This window comes from Oceanobacillus sp. MO10714A, assembly GCF_037072045.1.
GTDB classification, from domain to species: domain Bacteria; phylum Bacillota; class Bacilli; order Bacillales; family Amphibacillaceae; genus Oceanobacillus; species Oceanobacillus indicireducens.
In genome coordinates this window covers 14,383-31,570 of record NZ_JAXHDC010000039.1, presented here as the reverse complement: position 1 = coordinate 31,570, position 17,188 = coordinate 14,383, and the positions used below count along the sequence as shown (strand labels likewise).

The window sequence follows — 17,188 nt, the reverse complement described above, 5'->3', positions numbered from 1 at the left end:
ATTGAATTTATCACGAAAAATTTTTACTCTTTATAGCTGCAGACTTAATGTACAGTTTCTTTGTTGTATTCCTATTTACCTTCATTATTATTAATGGATTCTTTTAAGGTCGCAATAGCTTCAGTTAATAGATCTATTCTTTTTTCAAATCTAATTAATAGATAAACGGCCAATACAAGTGGAAAACCCCAATTGCCAACAACTGCTAGAAAGGATTCAATTGAAGGAATCATATTATCACCACCTTATAATTGTAAAAATCCATTGCCTTGTGTTTTCGATAAAATTGTCTAAAAGTATAGAATAGAATTTGCATCCGGAGCTATTCCTATGGTGCTTTTTTATTTTGTAATGTTATTATACCTACCTGTATGTTTCCGTGACCTAGGTAATCGGAGACGTTGTTGATAATTACTATTATCGTCAGTAGTAATGTTGTACCATGTCCTTCCACTGTCTGGTAATCTCGGATCATGGTAAGGGACGCCCCATTTGTCTTAAATCAGCTGCGCAACCAATGAAAGAGTCCAGTTGCTCGGGCGGAGAAACTAACTTCTTCAGGTGTTGAAAAAGCAACAATCTCCCGAAGTTCACTTTCTTGTTCCTGTGTGAGGCGGTGAGGGCGACCACTTTGTTTCTTTGGCTGAAGAGCCTCTATCCAGCCTTTTTTATAGGAAGCGACATAATTTCCCACAGTATGCGGGTCACGGTTGATAATACGTGCAGCTGCTTCTTTAATCTGAACTCCTTCCAAGACCAGCTTGACTACCTGATAACGCTCAAAAAGTCGGCGGTTTTTCGTTGTTCGCTTTGTCTCGGACAATTCATAGATTTGTTTACTCTTATCCATTTTAAACGGCCTCCCTACTTTCCTTTTCTCGTTTTGGGTTAATTAAAAGCATAAAGAGAGCGATATTTAATTCATAAATAGTAATTAATTTTTCCATAGTTTGAAATGGTTGATCAATGATAGTCCTTCATGAACTACACCATTGTTGATAGTCAAATTAGGAATTATTTGGTTATTCACTAAAACCTCTTCTTTTAAAGAGTGGAAAAAGTGACAAAATACTAAAACAATTGGAAAAGAAGTTTACTTTATGGGAATATCTGTTAAAGTATTAGAACGTAGGTTCTTTTTAGTTTTTTAATACTCGATTCACTATTAATATTAAAAGGGGGATTTTTTATGACAAATAGTGTTACTAGAAATGTCTGTTGCTCTAGAATAATGGCTAAGAAAGAAGAGGGCATCTCTGATTGTCAAAAGGTAGTAAATGAAATAAAAAAGTATTTGCCAGAAATACTAGAAAACCCCGTAGTAAAAGAGTTTTTAAAGGATAAAAAAAATAAAAAAGATTTTTTTGAATTAATGGACGGGGTTAAAGACAATTGCGTCCATCTGGATAATAAATTCAGAGATTTCTATCTATTTAATAGAACTATAGGATATATGTCAGGATTGATTCGAAGGTATCCAATTGATTATGATAAAAGGGTGAAAAAGAGGAACAAAAGATTCCAGCTTATTTTTGATAAACCCATCAACAATGGGAGTGATGACTCTAATGTAACGATGGGGGATTTTATTGCAGCTTCAACCAAAACACCTGAAGAATATTTGATTAAAAATGAAAATAAAAATGAAATCCTTTTTCAGGTAAAAAACCCTATATTATATGAATCGTTGAAAATTTTAAGTCAAAAGCAGTTAGAGATATTAAATCTTTACTATATGAAGGGATATACAAATAGAAATATTGCAGAATACTTTGGTCAAACAGAACAAAATATTTCATACTGGCATAAGAAAACATTAAATCAATTAAAAGAAATCCTTATTGAAAAAAGTGAGGAGATGAATAAGAAATGATTACTGAAATGATAGTATTAGAAACAGTGGAGTCAAAAATTAAAAAGCATGTAAAAGAAACGGTATATGATGACAGAGAAGACTTATCGCAAGAATTAAAAATTAAAATTATTGAGAAAATAGATATATTTAAAAATGAAGAAATACCAGGTTTGTTTGAATATATTCAATCTAATATAACTAAATAAAACGCACTTCTTAGACTTCATATAAATATTCTAGAGCACTTACTCCGCGCTTATGAAAAGATACTATCAGATTGCCTCTGAAGATAAACAAAAATTATCTTCAAACCTTTGAAGGATGTGTAAACTAAACTGTGTAAGTAGGAGAGCGCACAGCTCTTACTTCGCAGTTTAGTTTTTTATCGTTAGAATAAAACTATAACGAATGGGAGGCTATTCTATTGACTAAGTCAAAGCGAGAAGAGAAATCAGCTGAATTAGCTAAACAAATTCTAAAAAAATACCAACCAGAGACCGTAGAAGATATGCAAAATGCACTTAAAGATATATTTGGACCCATGTTTGAGTCCATGTTGAAATGTATATGACTTTAGCTGGTGGCATGTATTGATTCCGCCAATATGGTTCAGTGCACCCTTTGAACTCGTGTTAAATCATAATTATACGAGCGAGATTATCATTCTTTCTGTTTTAGCCGTATTAGGACCAATCTTATCCATTTTCTTCTATTATCTCTCTATGCCAGCTTTCGAACGGAATTTGCAAAAGCTGATGGAAGAATCAAGTACGAAAAAGAAGAAAAAACGGACGCTAAATGACCTGATCGAAAAATTAATTTGTTTTAGCAAAGAAGAAAGAGTGTTTTACCGCTTTTCTTCAATTATGATAAGCCGGGAAAGAGATTTTAAATTAAAGGTCTACCCTTCATTGGGAATGGCATTTGTTTTCCCATTAATCTTCCTTTTTAACAATTTGAACTTTCAAACACTGGAAGAGTTAGGGCAAGGAAAATCCTTTTAACCATTTATTTTTCCACTGTTATCATCGGAACAGTTGTTTATATGCTGCAGTTTTCCGCAAAATACAAAGGTGCATGGATTTTTCGAACAACACCGATTCAAAAGCATTCTATTGTCTATAGTGCTGCTTTAAAAGCAATGTTTGTAAAGCTGTACTTACCAATTATGCTTGTACTGTCGATTCTTTACATCTGGATATTTTCTATCCGTATACTGCCTGATATAGCAGTTGTTTTTGTCATTGCTTTATTGCAGATGCTTATCGCTTATAAGCTGTTTAATAAAGGAGAATATCCGTTTACCGAGCCGATTGAAACGGTCCAGCAAGGCGGTAGTACTGCATGGATCATTATCCTGTTAATGATTATTATTGGGATATTTGTGCTAATACATCTATTAATCTCCTTTATACCTTTTGCAATTTATGGTTATTTAGTGCTTCTTATCGTGGCTACGGCAATTTTATGGAAGCGAACGTTTAGGTAGAAACTAACGAATTGAAGGACAGTCTAAACCGACTCTAATCGGTTAAGTGGACTTTCCTTTTTCATTCGCTTATCAGCTACTTTCGCAAATTACCTTCCAAAGATAAAACAAAATCCACCAGCACATCCCGGTATTCTCTCACCGAATCTACATAAACCATTTCGTTCTCTCCATGCCAATCACTGCCGATCGGTCCAAATTCTACAGCGGCACCTCCGTACTCGGTAAAAAATTGTCCATCGCTGGAACCATGTTGACCGAATAGATTAACTTTTTCCAGATGAGTAATTCGTTTAATTGATTCTTCCAACGCTTCCACATAAGGATTGTCTTCTTTTGTCTTGATTGGATTATTGCGATTATGGATTGATAGACTGCAGTCTGTAATTGTCTTAATCTGATGAATGATATCTTCCGGAGATTGATGTGGCAGATATCTGATATCCAGTGACAGCTCACACCGCTCTGGGACTTTATTATAAACGGTCCCTCCTTGGATCTTTGCGAGATTGATAGAAGGCTTTGTAAACATGGATGAACGTTCTTGTGCAAAAGGAAGCTCTAAAATTTCTTCATAGAGTTCAATTGCTTTCGTGATTGCATTTGTACCTTCCCAAGGCCGGCTTCCATGTGCGGGTTTTCCCAGGACAGTAATATCCATCTGGAGTACTCCTTTAGATTGAATGCCGATCCCCATATTTGTTGGTTCACCGCAAATAATAAAGTCTCCCAAGTAGCCTTTTTCCGTTAAATATTTCGTTCCATACTTGCCACCGGTCTCCTCATCTGGAACGATTTGAAGCATAACTTTGGACGTTAATTCCATATCTTTCAATTGAGCAGCTGCCACCATTGAAGCAGCTACTCCTGCTTTCATATCAGCTGTACCACGGCCATACATTTTCCCATCTTCCATATATGGTTGGAATTGTCTTTCCTCTGCTGCAATGACATCGATATGTCCGTTCAAGACAATCGTAAAATCACCTTGGCCTAATTCACTTACAAGCATGTGAAATCCGTGATTTTCTATTTTTTTAACAGGGACATCTTGGTTGGTTAACCATTGCTCACAATAAGCAATTGCTTCATTCGCACCTGCCTTTGTGGAACTGTCTATTTTTATTAATTCTTCTAGTAAGGGAATTGGATCACGCATTTTATCCCTCCTACATTTAAAATATTCAAGTGTTTTACCAGCTACTACTCTTCAAGTGCTTCCATGATTTTACGTTTATTTATGGGAACAACGATATCATGACGCGCTAGCTCGATATTAGGTTTTTGATGCAGCCACTCTTCTTGTATCTCCTTCCCTGCAGTTAGTGCAATTATTGCAGATGGAATATCAGCTCCTGCTAAGTGGGTAAACGCATAGCCACCGCCAAAACGGGGATTAATGTCAATAACATAATAATCCTTCCCATTAAAATAAACATCTGTGTTTATATAACCTGCATGGCCAAAACCTTCACCTAGCTGCTGTGCAATGTCTGTTAATTCCGGAATATTTACAGTAATACATCGGTCAATATCTCCGCCCCTCATACCTAATTGCTTCCTAGCAAAGGATGTAAGAAAGCGGCCATTTAAATCGTTAAACATATCGACACTAAACTTATCCCCTTCAATCACTTCCTGAATGATGATATTATCTTGCGGTTTTCTTGAAGTGTCTCCATCGAGTGGGCTTCCCTTAATCTCCTGAATAGCATGCTGATAAGCAAACTCCATATCCTCTACATTGTCAATAAGTTCTATTCCTATTGAGGCGGAACCGTTACGAGGCTTCACGATTAACGGAAAGAATACTTCTTGTTTTTCCAATGCTCTTTTCGCATCTTCTGCGTTAAAATAGGAAAGTGGGGATTTTACGTTAAACGGTTCCAGCAACTCTCGGTATTTCCCTTTATCCCGCACCTTTTCTACAATACTGGAATTCGGCGCAAATACAGATACACCTAATTTTTCCAGTTCTTTTTTGTGGTCTGATATTTCGGGTACTTCCCAATCATTTAATGGAACAAGACAGTCCACCTCATGCTTCTTGCAAATCTCAATAATTGCATCCATATAATTTGTATCTGTTTGTTCTGGAATTACATAATTCTCGTCTCCAGTTTGGAGTGACGGCGAATTATATTCAGGATCGGCAACAATTACTTTCCCATCGATATCAACCTTTTTTAAAGCATCCTTAAAAAAATTTACCAAGTCTATTCTTCTTGCTGTTGATGTCAATAAGATGTTCAACTTGTTCAACTCCTCGTTGTTTATATCATTTTTTCGGAAACAAGATATTAATGTTTACCCAGCATGATAAACTTTAATCTTTTCCTTTATTCGTAAAACTCACAACTTGGGAGCATTGAACATCGACTTTCTTGTTTAAGGATCGAATATATACGTCATCTAAAACGTTAATATCTTGAAAGCAAACGCTCCATAAAGTGAAACTTCATTCTGTGGGGAATCCTTACCTCCCCACTGAATGTTAGTTGAACAGAATCAGGTATTTACGGACTGTATACCCCCACCTTCACATGTTGGGCTTCCTTATAAAAAGTGGCCTTCATCTTTTGTTATTTTATTAGTTGTTGTCTTGGGTGTTTAAAAGATAACTTTCTTTAGAAAACAAAACCTTCTTTTTAAAAGGTGAAAAACAAACGTTTTATCCAAGGTAAACGTCAACTCATAAAAATTAATTATGTATATAGTATAGTAGAACGATGAAAAGGAGGGGAAAGTGATATGTCTGAGTACGAAAGAAAATATGATCAAGATGGAAACCAAGAGTATTTTTACTCTGACGGTAGAGGTCATGAAGATACAGATGTAGATGTAGATTTTGATTTTGATAGTGATTTTGATAGTGATATCGATTTAGATAACAGAAATGACAATGATAATGATAATGATTTGAAAAACAAAAACCGTAATCTAAACGTTGCAAAAGTTATCAGAAGCGGCAACTCAAATGTTAACGTTAGATCCCGTGAAGAAGATGATGAAAAAGATCATGACCATCGCCGTAGAAAACGCCATCGCAGAAGAAAAAAAAGATGTCGTTAAATGAACGATTAGTGGGATAGCTTTATTATCCCACTTTTTTCTTATAACGTGAAACTTCATTCAGTGGGGAATTCTTTACCCCCCACTGAATGTTAGTTGAACAGAATTAGGTATTTACGGACTGTATATCCCCCACCTTAACATTTTGGTTTTCCCTTTTGTTTAGAGGTGGGGGTATTACAGACCGTTAATGCGTGAAGAAAGGAGAGATGTTACTTGGAAAACGCAAGAAGCAATGTCCATCCAATTGATTTTAGAAACGATACACGATCTACCATTGATTATAGCGGTAATTCCGATGTCGATATAGAAGTCAATGTTGATACCACTCCGATTGCATATGCTATGTTATGTACACTTTTAGCTACAAAACAGATATCTGACTTTGAATTCAAAAAAGCTGTCCGTAGATTAGAAGATTTAATTAAAAAAGGAATCAATCCGACAATCAGAGATATGAATGATTTATCCCAAGTGAAACTATACAAAAAACGATGAAGATGACATGAGCAAAGGCGCAAGCGCCCGTTTAGCAACGTACAAACTAGAGCACTCTGGAATGAGATAAAGGAAACACAACGAACGATAGTGAGTTGATGTTGACTTATCGATTGGAGGAGTGTGAAGTTTGCTAGTTGCTGGGCGCTGGAGCCGGACGTGGCTAATCCTGGATACCTATGTTATCTCAGCATTTTTATTTTATACTTTCCTTTAAAAAAAGTGGGTCTCCCACTAATTTCAGTAAACGTATGAAAGCTCTTCTCTTATAAATGTGCGGTAAATCCCCGTTAAAGATGCTGTTGGCAGTACCATCTTTAACGGGGATTTACCGTTTATTGCGTTATAAATACCCAGACTTTTAACTTTCTAAAAGTGAAACTCATTCAGTGGGGATATTACAGACCGTTAATACATGGAATTCCCTAACTCCCTGCAAGCTACATTATCCGTGCAAGCTTCCCTTGAGCATTGGACGTGGTCGGTAGGGACCAATTGGGAGCTGGATTAGGCTGGTCCTTCCTTGTCGATCGATTTTATAAAGTTCATCACTCAAATTAGCGTCAAACCCTAGCAGCGGGTGTCCTCCCATCCCAAGGGCCGACGCAGCCAAAAGCAATCGTTGCACGAGCATACCTGCTTCCATCTGCTGTATTCGGTAACCCCTGTATCCTAGTTCTTTCTTATAGAAATCCTTATCACCTGCCACATGCAGGCAAATTGGAACCTGGAGTAAATTTACATTATTAAAAGACATTCCATTCTGCAAATGAAGTCGATGGTCTCCGGGACGAATTTCCCTTAACATGTGTTCGGTGCTATCATAATAGTACGCCCCATTTGGAATTCCTTCAACCATGTATAAACTGCTGTAAATTGTTACACGAGGCGGATCATTGTTATACGCAACATCCAAATCATTTCTGTATGAAAAAGCAGCCATTGCTTCTTGGAGAAGGGCAGCCAACTGTTGTTGATCCACCTTCTCCAATACGAAATCCATGTCTGGAGAAAATCGATTTTTACATATTTCCGCGAGGAGATCATAGGGCAAGGATTTTGTATGAGGCAATGTCACCGTGTTCTCCCCATATTCTGCAATTGTCCTCCCCTTTATTTCTCGAAATGACCATGTAGATTCTAGGTTAGATGCTTTATTCATTGCAGTTATCATCGGATATTCTTTGATCCGTAGTGACCGCTCGAAATGATTGGTTTGAATTGCTGGCAGCTCTTGTTTCAATTCATCCGCTATAATATTTTTGTGGCGGTCCTCTCCGCTCATAGACCAGTTGGTGGCTTCCACCGACAGGGGAATTACACTATATACACTCTCCTCCAGATCAGATAGTCCAAGCAGATGATTTATTGCGGTATCAAGAAATTGAAAGTACACACCTGTGGCAAAGCCAAACCGCTTCGCTACCTCCATTAGCTGTCCAATCAACACACCAGCATCTAACCCTTGGAGTCGATACGCAAAGTTGTTGTATTTAAAAAAGTTTTTCCAAAACATTGTCGAGACAAAGACAATACCGAAACACGAGGGGATGTCACACCGATTCCCCAGAGCTCTAGCTAAATAGAAATCGAAATTTCCTTCCCGCAGCAACACCAAGCTGTAATGTGCTACATCATAATGGTAAACTCCATCCGGGAGTCCTTCTACCTTTAAATAAACGTACAATTCGTTAGGATATAGCGCCCCGCCAGATGGAGCATAACGCCTATAGGACTGCATCGGAAAGGTATCTTGATCTGTCGAATCTATTTGCAAGACGGATTGACTCAATTGAGTCAATCCGAATACATACCAGAGAAAATGGCCAACTCTATTGATATCCAGTTTTGCAGAAGGTTCTCCACCAGTAAGCGTCAGTGGTACTTCTTCGGACAATGGAGCGACCGGTAATCCACGGTAAAGTTTATATGCAAGCGGTGCATCCTCCCAATCCACTTCCCAGTTCGGCTGATTTGCTTTATCAATATCAAAATGCAAATTGTGCAGAAATTCTTCCAGACTCATCCTCTACCTCCTTTAAGGAAACGGGTGCGGATGTGGATTGAGTTGTTCGATTGTCAATGGTTCTTTCGTGAACTTAAGCTCCATCGGGACTCGAAGGACCCTCTCAAGTCCTGTTAAGCGGGTAAGATGATGCCCGAATGTCATCGGCAGCATCCCTGGAATCAGTACTTTTACGCAATACAATCCGTTTCGTATCGTTTCCGGAGTCGACTGATCTACCACAATTACTTCAAGGTTTAACTGGCGGAACACCTGAAAAATATCTTGCAAATCATCGGTAAGATCCGCATGATCCGACTTCCAATTAAACTCCTCATTAAAGGATCGCATTGGACCATTTTCGTCAAGCAAAAAACTAAAACGCTCTTCTACTTGCGGCAAACCGCAAAGCATGCCGTGATCTTCCATCTGCCGCACCAAGGATGAATCATGTAGCATTCTTTCATACTCCTCTTTGTTCGCTTCAAATTTTTCATCGAGGTTGAGCATCATGCCAGCAAGCTCGTGAATTGCGCCTTTCACCGCCCGCACCGGATCCAGATGAGCCCCGGCTGCACAAATGAGATTTAGTCCCTTTTCCTTTCTGTTTTTAGCTATTGCAAAAATACTTGGAATACCGTGTTCCATCGTAGCGTCATACAAATACAAATCATACCCAGCGACCACTCGCATCCGCTCGACCATTAATTCCAACTCCTGGTCGTTAGCTGTAAAAGGATCAATTCGTGGAAGATTAAGCTTTGCGTACCATGTCATTAAGAATGAATCACGCTCGACCACTTCCATAATTCCATGGAAAATAGCCTCTTCTAAACTTCCTCCAAGCGCACATCCATTTGAAGTTTCATAGACAAAACCTTCTGTTCCGTGTCCAACACTGTAATAAGCAAGGAGCTCTGGGACTAGAATAGGACGCTCCTCTAAAAACGAATAACCCCATACCCAATCAATGGAACGGTCAGGATCAAACGGCTTGAATGGAAAACCAGGCTGCGCATATTGTTCCTTTGCGTGTACGCCTACCCTCAAAGGATGAGGTGCTTGATTTTCTAAGTTACGATAACTATCATGGACCACAGTCCGTTTGCCGCGCGGTTTTATTCCGCAGTACCGCTCCACCCCTTCTAAAATGGCTGTCAATACGCTCTCTTCGTATGAATGGGTCCGGCCACCTGTTCCTTCGTCCCCTGCTAACATAGGCAGATTAACACTCGCATCAGCAAATGGAGTAACTAGGTCATACATTTTACTGTTTAAAATGCCAGTACGATTATCCAGATAGTCATTTACAATATCTTCCTTCATCTCATCCAACCGACGGCTGCGGAAACTGCTGGAACTTATCTTCGGACTTGGTTGCAGTGAAACATGGGCTAAGTCTCGCGAATCGTCGGGTAATTGACCACAGACCGGACATAACGGGTTGGGCAAAAAAGAATGCCAGGAGCTCTTCAGTGTTTTCAAATCAATTGAATAACCCCTGCCTTCTGAATAAACCCGATCCCCCCGCAATAAATTCTGTACCTCTCCACCTATCACGTAAGCCATTTGTAAAAGTCCCGTACGTGAAGCCCACGGATCACTTTCCATTCCTCTGTCCAGTTCAAGTCTTTGTTTTACCTCAACCATCTCTATTCGATCCCGACTCCCCATAAGAAGCCGTATATCTGCACATTGAGAGCAGCCTGCTGCACCTGGTTGTACAAGCGGGCCCACTATACCTTCACCAAATGAAACAAAGCCTCTGAGCCAGGGAGTACTAGTTTTTTGTAATACTTCTTCCGCATTTTGATGAACGGAGGGTCTCCAACCATCATCCAAAAACAGCACCAAATCCGTATAACTTAGAATACCTTCACCGAGATTGGACTTACGTATAATTGGATAGTTTGCTGACAGTTCGTGACTTACACAATCAGCCAGCACCCCTTCTCCGACAATCAACACGAAGGAGTTCATCGTGAATCCCCCTCTCGCAGCAAGACACCAAACACTCCGGCTAGTCGCTCTTTAAAAACAGGTTCAAGCCCATATTCGGCTACGAAGACCCGTTTACCATTCCATTTCAATCTTTCCATGGCTCCTTGTAGAATGTCGGCTTGTATCCTCTCTTCACACACGGGAATATCAAGACTAATTGGTGAGTTCTCTTCTAAATAGATGGATGAGGATGATACCTTACAAATTAGGTTGCTCGAGGAATCCGATTTATTTTGCACTTTGCTAATTGCCTGCTGTAAAGCCCTTCGTAACGCCATTGTTACATTTAAATCTATACTGCCATACCACTCATCTTCCGCACCTATCCATATTACAGGAAAACCAAATACTTCCTTTCCTATCCCGATAATTGGTGCTCCCTGCATCGTGGTTAATGTCTCTAAATAGAACCGGCATTTTTCATCTTCTATAGAATTCAACTGCACTCGGGAAACAGAATACTTCTGATTAAATTGTTGCTTGCGAAGCTCCTCTCTCAAACACTTTTGTAACCCACGTCCAACACCTTCCACAAACGATTCACCAGCTCCAATCCCGATCATTTCATCCGCTACTACTGAACCATTTTCAAGTGGCAGCGCATTAACAATCAAGCTCGCCATTCGCTCCCCATATGATTCAATTCCTGTTAGTCCTGCCTCCAGGCGTGCTTCCTTATGAGTCAAACCTGAGCAGACATCCTCATGCATCAGCCCAGCTGGTCCCTCCGACAACGGGTCCACTACCTGAATGCGACATTGAGCTAACGGGAGCTGCTTTAAGTCACCTTCCTCCCAAATATGAAAGATTCCTAATTCCGCTGATGTTAACTGATCGAAAGAAAGAAGTAAATTACCTGATTCAACTTCCTCTATATCTGTGTGAATCCGGTCCTCGACATTTTGAACCCATTCAGCAGATATATCACCTGTCACCAGAGGATGAGGCAAAAATGCATGCCATTTTCCCTCTAATGTATCCAGATTTAGAAGAAAAATCCTATTATTCTTTTCCAATTCTGTGACTCCTGTAATCTTTTTAAACAACTCAAATACAATCATATTAGCTAACAATGAACCAGAATTTACGGAGGAGCCTTGAGACTTCCTATCTTTAGATAAAGCGGATTCATGTAAACGACGCCATGCCGTTTCCCAACACACCTCGGAATCCGGATGTACGAGTGGACCTGCCAAACCTACTTGCTGCAGGCATAAAGCTGGGAGAAACATTTTGTTCTCTTCCCTGCAAACCGTATGAAGTTGTCTAAGTTCCTCTAGTTCTCCCTTCTGACTCACATACAATATGGAATCAAAAGGCTCCACTATTTCTCGCCAACTCTCCTGCTTTTGCGAGAACTCTTTCAAGTTAACCTCTGGGTCTTTGATTCGTGCATGCTCCACGAGTTGATTTAACCTCTGTCTATTGGTCGGAACCTCGTTTGTAACTAACACCTGTATCTTAGTCAAACCAGTCTCAAGCAAAGAAGAAACAACAGAATTTAACATAGGACCAGAGCCAACTGCCAGCACGTTAGCCTGACGAAAACTTTGAAAACGGGCTGCCCCGGAACCAACTATATTGTCAACAAATTCAATTTGAGATGCATACTTTTTAAGATGATAATCCGACAATTGATGCGGTAGATCCTGACTTAAATCACGAACATATCCATTCTCATAAAGTACCTCTGCAATTTCAAAGACCCGGTTTCGGTAAGGGTCAGGTAATCCGTTAGTCAAATATTCTAATGTATACTCCCCATTGAACATCGGTAACAGTTTTTCAACCCACTGATCGATCCCACTGCCTTCAATGCGGAAAGAACTTGAATTGTTCCGAAAATATACTCCTCGGTTTGGTTCCGGGAGATAAAACGTGTCCCTTTTCACTTTTAGACGCATAGAAGGTTTCAATTTCGGCATCTCTAGCCTCCTTATCCTTTTGACCATAATTGTTCATTAATACTGCCACTTTCATCGTATGTACCGTAATTTGTCCATTATGTCCTGTTTTTTTAGGGAAAGCCCCCTGCAAAAATGCAGGAGGCTTCTAAAATTGAATACTAAACAATTTAAGGGCTTACCAAAATCCGCCGTGACAGCGACCGCATCTGAAGCAATTAGCGCATCGAAAACAACGAGCACAACCAAAGCACCGGAAGCCAAAGCAGCCGCCAAAGCCGAAACATCCACCAAAACCAAATCCAATGAGCTCTTGATTCATATCGTACTGATTTTACTCCCAAGGTATTGCCTGAGTCGCTTGAAAGTCGTCAACATTCAACATTTGAATTTCATTATGAAAATTATTCATTTTTCTTTTCCCCCTAAATTTAAATTAAAAGTCAGGTCTTCTAAACTGAAACGATAGCTGCCATGTTAATCAAGTAAGAAGTGTTTTCCAGATAACCATTATTATTTTTCGAGTACTCATCAACAAATTATGTACAACAGATGGGTGTGGTTACTAATACAGGAGCCTATTTTACGGAACTGATAAAATCAATACATTTTATTTATCGAATAAAATTAGGCCCCAACCAAAGTGATTGAGAGCCTAGATGACCAAAAGTTAATATTTTGAGAACGAAGGTGGATGATGAGCGCCATTATATTAATCACAGCCCATATATTTCTCAAGAAAAGCAGCTACGAGAGAGTAAACATAAATTTCATTCTCTGGTTTCACTATTTTATGCCCCTCCCCTTCCATGCGATGATAGGTAACGGGATGTCCGCGTTGCTTCAGTTTAGAGACGATTTGCTCTGATTCTCCAATGGGAACACGTGGATCATTTACACCGTGGAAGACTAACAAGGGAGCAGTAATCTCGTCAGCATGATTCAAAGGGTCAATCAAATCAAAAAAATCCCCATCTTGTTCAACCGTACCGTATTCAATTTCTCTAAGCCGCTTTCTCCATGGACTCGTAGTTTGGATAAATGTTCGCAGGCTCGACATGCCAACAATATCAATTGCAGCAGCCCATAAATCAGGATAGTGACTAATTGCCGCAAGCGTTAAAAATCCACCATAACTGCCTCCGAGAAGAGCAATTTTACTCGTATCAATAGCTGGATCTTGTTTAAGCCAATCCACTAGGGAGACCACATCTTTAACCGCATCCAACCGTTTCCGTACATCATCCAGATGGGTATACGACTTTCCATAGCCTGTACTTCCACGGAAATTAGGTGCTGTGACGGCGTAGCCCTGATTTAGTAAGAATTGCAAAAGGGGATTGAAGGACGCCCGGCTTTGACTTTCCGGTCCGCCATGAAGATAAATAATAATTGGGCGTTTCTCGGCAGTTAACTTTGGTTTATAGTAAAAAAAGGGATTTGAAGACCGTCGAATGAACGATAGGATAGTAGTCTTGGCTCCGTTAGTTTTCCTAAGAGAGGTTTGCTTGTATTGATTAACGGTTGAGCCTTAAGGGTTGAAAGGTGAAGTGACCATAGTTCAGAGGGATGCGCAGGTCCATTTAATTTAAAAAGCAGCATTTGTCGTTGGGGTAAAAAGGTGAGATTGGTTATCACTCCCATAGGGTTTTCCCATGTAGAAAGTGTCCCTTTATTCAAATCAAAAAAATAACCTTTTGAGATTCCACCTTGATTTTCGGTAAAAGCAAACTGGTTGTTTTCCTTATTAAATGCCAACCCTTCAAAATCCCATTCCCCCTGTCGCAACGAAGTTATTTGCTTCGTAGGCAGATGAATGCGCATCAGTCCGTAGAATTCACTATCTTTGTTTGACAATAAATATAAATCTTCCCCGTCCTGACTAAAATGGATATCACGGTAACTTGTTTCATCTGAATGCTCTGTAATCCAGTCGATGTTTCCAGTTAAAAGAGATAAAATTCCTAAATCATGATCCAGCGGAGAGTTCGTTCTTCTGATTAATAGTGCATTTCCATTAGGAAACCATGCTACTACAGAAAATATACCGTCTTCAGCAAAGACTAGATGAGTTTCAAAAGTCTCGAGATTCTGGATATAAATATCTAAAAAGGCAGGATTCCGTCGATTACTGGACCAGGCAATCCATTTTCCATCAGGTGAGCTTCCCCCATACCGATGTACATGTTCAGGCGATTTGGTAAGAGGGATGAGCGTCTTATTTTGCTTAAGGAGATATAATTGCTCCCTTTCATTCCCAGTAGGATCCATCCCGATAATTAAATCTGAAGTGCCCTTAACATATTTTACAAACGTAATACTTTCTGATATAAAAGATGGCTGCTCAGGTTCTCTCTGATCTAGATTCCACTTTTCTACTCGTACCGATCCGTTATATTCGACAATCACACTTATTTGATTATGATTTGGTTCATAATCATAATCACTAATCGTACGCTGGTGGACATAAAGGTCTGGAATCTTTTTAGTCATTTCTTTCCCCACCCATTCTCTAGTTTATGAATGAAAACAATATGGAGTTTTCTTAAAATGCTCTTGATACAATAGTGACGTTCAGAACATTATATTTAAGAAGAGTGGGCAGTATGCATTGTCCCTCTTTAGTTACAACTGCAAGTTCAAATGACATGGCGAAATAATTGGTCGAGGAATTGAATTGAATGGATCAGTTCAGCAAAAACCCTTTTTTTAAAATACCGAACCTATCTGTTTTATTAAGTGTGGCATGAGGTATCGAACCTTCAAATAATTGAAGGTTTACTGAAAAAAGTCATTGCTCAAATGAGGTTTTTGCTGTAATATTCCAATTGTTTTTCCATCCCAAAGAAGTGGAACAACAAGGAAAAGAATAAAAAAGCAAATCGATTTATAAACAAATTCTGCAAATCCGTTTGTTAAAAAGAGTCCAGCTGCAAGAGACCAGCTAATCTTAATTAACAGATAGTCTATAATCACAGCCAATAATTGCGACAATGGAGGTACCAAAGAACTTTCTTTTATTTTTTCACCCTTGGCAATCAGGTTCTTTCGAGATGGAAACAGAACAAATATACTGCGTTTTAAACTAATGAATATCGATGGAAGAGCACCTGCGTGGCAGTCCTTGCTGAAAAGATCCTTTGCGCTATATTTACCTTTAGCAACATCATGGATCCTAAATATATTTACTAGTATCGAGTTGGATATAAATTCAAACCTTTATCCTTATCACGTATGGACCACTGTGATTATATTTGCATTTCTCATCATGATCTGGGCCGTATTATTTATCCATACGATGATCATCCTTATTAAAAGAGGGAAACGGAACTTTTACTTTGACTATATAGCGGATTTAGTACCAAGGAAAAAATAAATCTAATCCAAAACTGCAAACCCCACCCCGGGATTTGCTGTTATTTTTTTAGAGATTATTAAAAAGTCCAGTGAAAATGACACTTCGCATATCTAAGTTGGCTAAGGCTGTTTTTAGTCGGCCTTCCTCTCATTCATTTCTTGCGCGTCGGAAGTTCGTGGCGGTGCGCACCATTTATTCTTGCGCTTTTCTAAACAGCTCCTCCACTTCGGAAAACTTTTCCTCATAGGTTTCTTGATTAATATCATACAAATCAAAGTAGATATCCCCTTGTTCATCTGAAATATCTAAATAGCTTTTCCTAAATTCCTTGCTAAAATCAAGATAAATATGTTGTTCTAATATTCCTTCTTCATGAAGATATTTTAATGTATATTTTAAATTCTCACTTTGTCTGTACGTTTTTTCTTTTTGAAAACTTATAATTGGGTATTTTTCAGAAAATTTATCGAAAGCATCAAGAATTGCAGTTTCAAATTGTTGGCTCAGATTGTCTGAGATAAGCTTTTTTCCACCTTTTTGAATACCAGAATAAATAAAGTTAGTTAGTAAATTTTGTATCATAGGATTCGTCATTAATTCTAACACTTTAATCACACTCTCTTATATTAATATTTAATGACATTTTATCTTACATTCTTTAAATAATAATCTCAAATTTTTCCCTTACTCGCTTTTGCAATCATCTATTATTATTCAATTATCCATTAGCAGGATATATATGGGTTAGTGTTCTAAATCTTTGTAATGGTGCAGCATTCTCAAGTAGTGCATATTGAAGCTCATTACGTAGAGAGAAAAGAAGATTAATTAAAATAGAATGACTTTATGCATAGATTGACAAGAGTATAAAATTCCTCATTCACTAAGACATACGTATGCCTCTTTTCTTGACATGGCCACAATTGACTTGGAAGAAACTATGGATAGATTTGGTCATACTCCAGAAAGTAACAACAAGAAATATTTATCTCGCGTTACAAAGCAA

The 17,188-nt window shown here is 38.7% G+C and carries 19 protein-coding genes and 1 pseudogene; 9 read left to right on the top strand and 11 right to left on the bottom strand.

Annotated features, from left to right (window positions below; translation table 11 throughout):
- Window positions 1-71: 71 nt before the first annotated feature.
- On the bottom strand, window positions 72-233 hold the full coding sequence (locus SPD53_RS15540) for a YvrJ family protein (protein ID WP_336253105.1): 162 nt from the start codon (window positions 231-233) through the stop codon (window positions 72-74).
- 269 nt (window positions 234-502) lie between these two features.
- The gene (locus tag SPD53_RS15535; protein ID WP_336253104.1) at window positions 503-850 is read right to left on the bottom strand and encodes a helix-turn-helix domain-containing protein; all 348 of its coding nucleotides are present in this window, start codon (window positions 848-850) and stop codon (window positions 503-505) included.
- Window positions 851-1,189: 339 nt separating this feature from the next.
- Between SPD53_RS15535 and SPD53_RS15530 the strand changes: the two genes are divergently transcribed.
- The 5 genes and pseudogenes from SPD53_RS15530 (at window position 1,190) to SPD53_RS15510 (ending at window position 3,344) form a co-directional block, all read left to right on the top strand.
- Window positions 1,190-1,873, top strand: a complete 684-nt coding sequence (locus tag SPD53_RS15530; RefSeq protein WP_336253103.1) for a sigma-70 family RNA polymerase sigma factor — start codon at window positions 1,190-1,192, stop codon at window positions 1,871-1,873.
- A complete protein-coding gene (locus SPD53_RS15525; RefSeq protein ID WP_336253102.1) occupies window positions 1,870-2,061 on the top strand; it encodes a hypothetical protein in 192 nt (63 codons plus the stop codon). Before SPD53_RS15530 ends, SPD53_RS15525 begins: the two co-directional genes overlap by 4 nt.
- Window positions 2,062-2,279: 218 nt before the next feature.
- Window positions 2,280-2,417: pseudogene (locus SPD53_RS15520) on the top strand (IS256 family transposase); the annotation flags it as partial.
- Between the two features lie 28 nt (window positions 2,418-2,445).
- Window positions 2,446-2,859 (top strand): hypothetical protein, encoded by a 414-nt coding sequence (locus SPD53_RS15515; RefSeq protein WP_336253101.1) that lies wholly within the window; start codon window positions 2,446-2,448, stop codon window positions 2,857-2,859.
- A 41-nt stretch (window positions 2,860-2,900) separates the two neighbouring features.
- On the top strand, window positions 2,901-3,344 hold the full coding sequence (locus tag SPD53_RS15510; protein WP_336253100.1) for a hypothetical protein: 444 nt from the start codon (window positions 2,901-2,903) through the stop codon (window positions 3,342-3,344).
- Window positions 3,345-3,420: 76 nt separating this feature from the next.
- Here the strand turns inward: SPD53_RS15510 and SPD53_RS15505 are convergent, their stop codons facing one another.
- A complete protein-coding gene (locus tag SPD53_RS15505; protein ID WP_336253099.1) occupies window positions 3,421-4,503 on the bottom strand; it encodes a M20 family metallopeptidase in 1,083 nt (360 codons plus the stop codon).
- Between the two features lie 44 nt (window positions 4,504-4,547).
- Window positions 4,548-5,597, bottom strand: a complete 1,050-nt coding sequence (locus tag SPD53_RS15500; protein WP_156856935.1) for an ATP-grasp domain-containing protein — start codon at window positions 5,595-5,597, stop codon at window positions 4,548-4,550.
- Between the two features lie 498 nt (window positions 5,598-6,095).
- Here SPD53_RS15500 and SPD53_RS15495 point away from each other — a divergent pair, with 498 nt between their 5' ends.
- Window positions 6,096-6,416, top strand: a complete 321-nt coding sequence (locus tag SPD53_RS15495; protein WP_156856934.1) for a hypothetical protein — start codon at window positions 6,096-6,098, stop codon at window positions 6,414-6,416.
- Between the two features lie 216 nt (window positions 6,417-6,632).
- Complete coding sequence (locus SPD53_RS15490; protein ID WP_336253098.1) at window positions 6,633-6,914, top strand: hypothetical protein; 282 nt, start codon at window positions 6,633-6,635, stop codon at window positions 6,912-6,914.
- A 445-nt stretch (window positions 6,915-7,359) separates the two neighbouring features.
- On the opposite strand, the gene SPD53_RS15485 is transcribed toward SPD53_RS15490, so the two are convergent.
- The 3 genes from SPD53_RS15485 to SPD53_RS15475 are packed head-to-tail and all read right to left on the bottom strand — an operon-like array spanning window position 7,360 to window position 12,845.
- Window positions 7,360-8,940, bottom strand: a complete 1,581-nt coding sequence (locus SPD53_RS15485) for a SagB family peptide dehydrogenase (RefSeq protein ID WP_336253097.1) — start codon at window positions 8,938-8,940, stop codon at window positions 7,360-7,362.
- Window positions 8,941-8,952: 12 nt separating this feature from the next.
- Window positions 8,953-10,899 (bottom strand): TOMM precursor leader peptide-binding protein, encoded by a 1,947-nt coding sequence (locus tag SPD53_RS15480; protein WP_336253096.1) that lies wholly within the window; start codon window positions 10,897-10,899, stop codon window positions 8,953-8,955.
- Window positions 10,896-12,845: a putative thiazole-containing bacteriocin maturation protein gene (locus SPD53_RS15475; RefSeq protein ID WP_336253095.1), complete on the bottom strand. Its 1,950-nt coding sequence runs from the start codon at window positions 12,843-12,845 to the stop codon at window positions 10,896-10,898. The genes SPD53_RS15480 and SPD53_RS15475 overlap by 4 nt, the downstream gene beginning before the upstream one ends.
- A gap of 133 nt (window positions 12,846-12,978) precedes the next feature.
- Here SPD53_RS15475 and SPD53_RS15470 point away from each other — a divergent pair, with 133 nt between their 5' ends.
- The gene (locus SPD53_RS15470; RefSeq protein ID WP_156856931.1) at window positions 12,979-13,293 is read left to right on the top strand and encodes a hypothetical protein; all 315 of its coding nucleotides are present in this window, start codon (window positions 12,979-12,981) and stop codon (window positions 13,291-13,293) included.
- Window positions 13,294-13,536: 243 nt separating this feature from the next.
- Here the strand turns inward: SPD53_RS15470 and SPD53_RS15465 are convergent, their stop codons facing one another.
- The 3 genes from SPD53_RS15465 to SPD53_RS15455 all read right to left on the bottom strand — a co-directional run bounded on the left by SPD53_RS15465 (window position 13,537) and on the right by SPD53_RS15455 (window position 15,806).
- Window positions 13,537-14,211, bottom strand: coding sequence for an alpha/beta hydrolase family protein (locus tag SPD53_RS15465; protein ID WP_336253106.1), 675 nt, complete (start codon window positions 14,209-14,211; stop codon window positions 13,537-13,539).
- A gap of 23 nt (window positions 14,212-14,234) precedes the next feature.
- Complete coding sequence (locus SPD53_RS15460; RefSeq protein ID WP_336253094.1) at window positions 14,235-15,317, bottom strand: TolB family protein; 1,083 nt, start codon at window positions 15,315-15,317, stop codon at window positions 14,235-14,237.
- Between the two features lie 285 nt (window positions 15,318-15,602).
- Complete coding sequence (locus tag SPD53_RS15455; RefSeq protein WP_188856913.1) at window positions 15,603-15,806, bottom strand: hypothetical protein; 204 nt, start codon at window positions 15,804-15,806, stop codon at window positions 15,603-15,605.
- Window positions 15,807-15,912: 106 nt separating this feature from the next.
- On the opposite strand from SPD53_RS15455, the gene SPD53_RS15450 reads away from it, so the two are divergent.
- Window positions 15,913-16,200, top strand: a complete 288-nt coding sequence (locus SPD53_RS15450; protein ID WP_336253093.1) for a hypothetical protein — start codon at window positions 15,913-15,915, stop codon at window positions 16,198-16,200.
- A gap of 174 nt (window positions 16,201-16,374) precedes the next feature.
- Here the strand turns inward: SPD53_RS15450 and SPD53_RS15445 are convergent, their stop codons facing one another.
- On the bottom strand, window positions 16,375-16,776 hold the full coding sequence (locus SPD53_RS15445; protein WP_336253092.1) for a hypothetical protein: 402 nt from the start codon (window positions 16,774-16,776) through the stop codon (window positions 16,375-16,377).
- Window positions 16,777-17,188 lie beyond the last annotated feature (412 nt).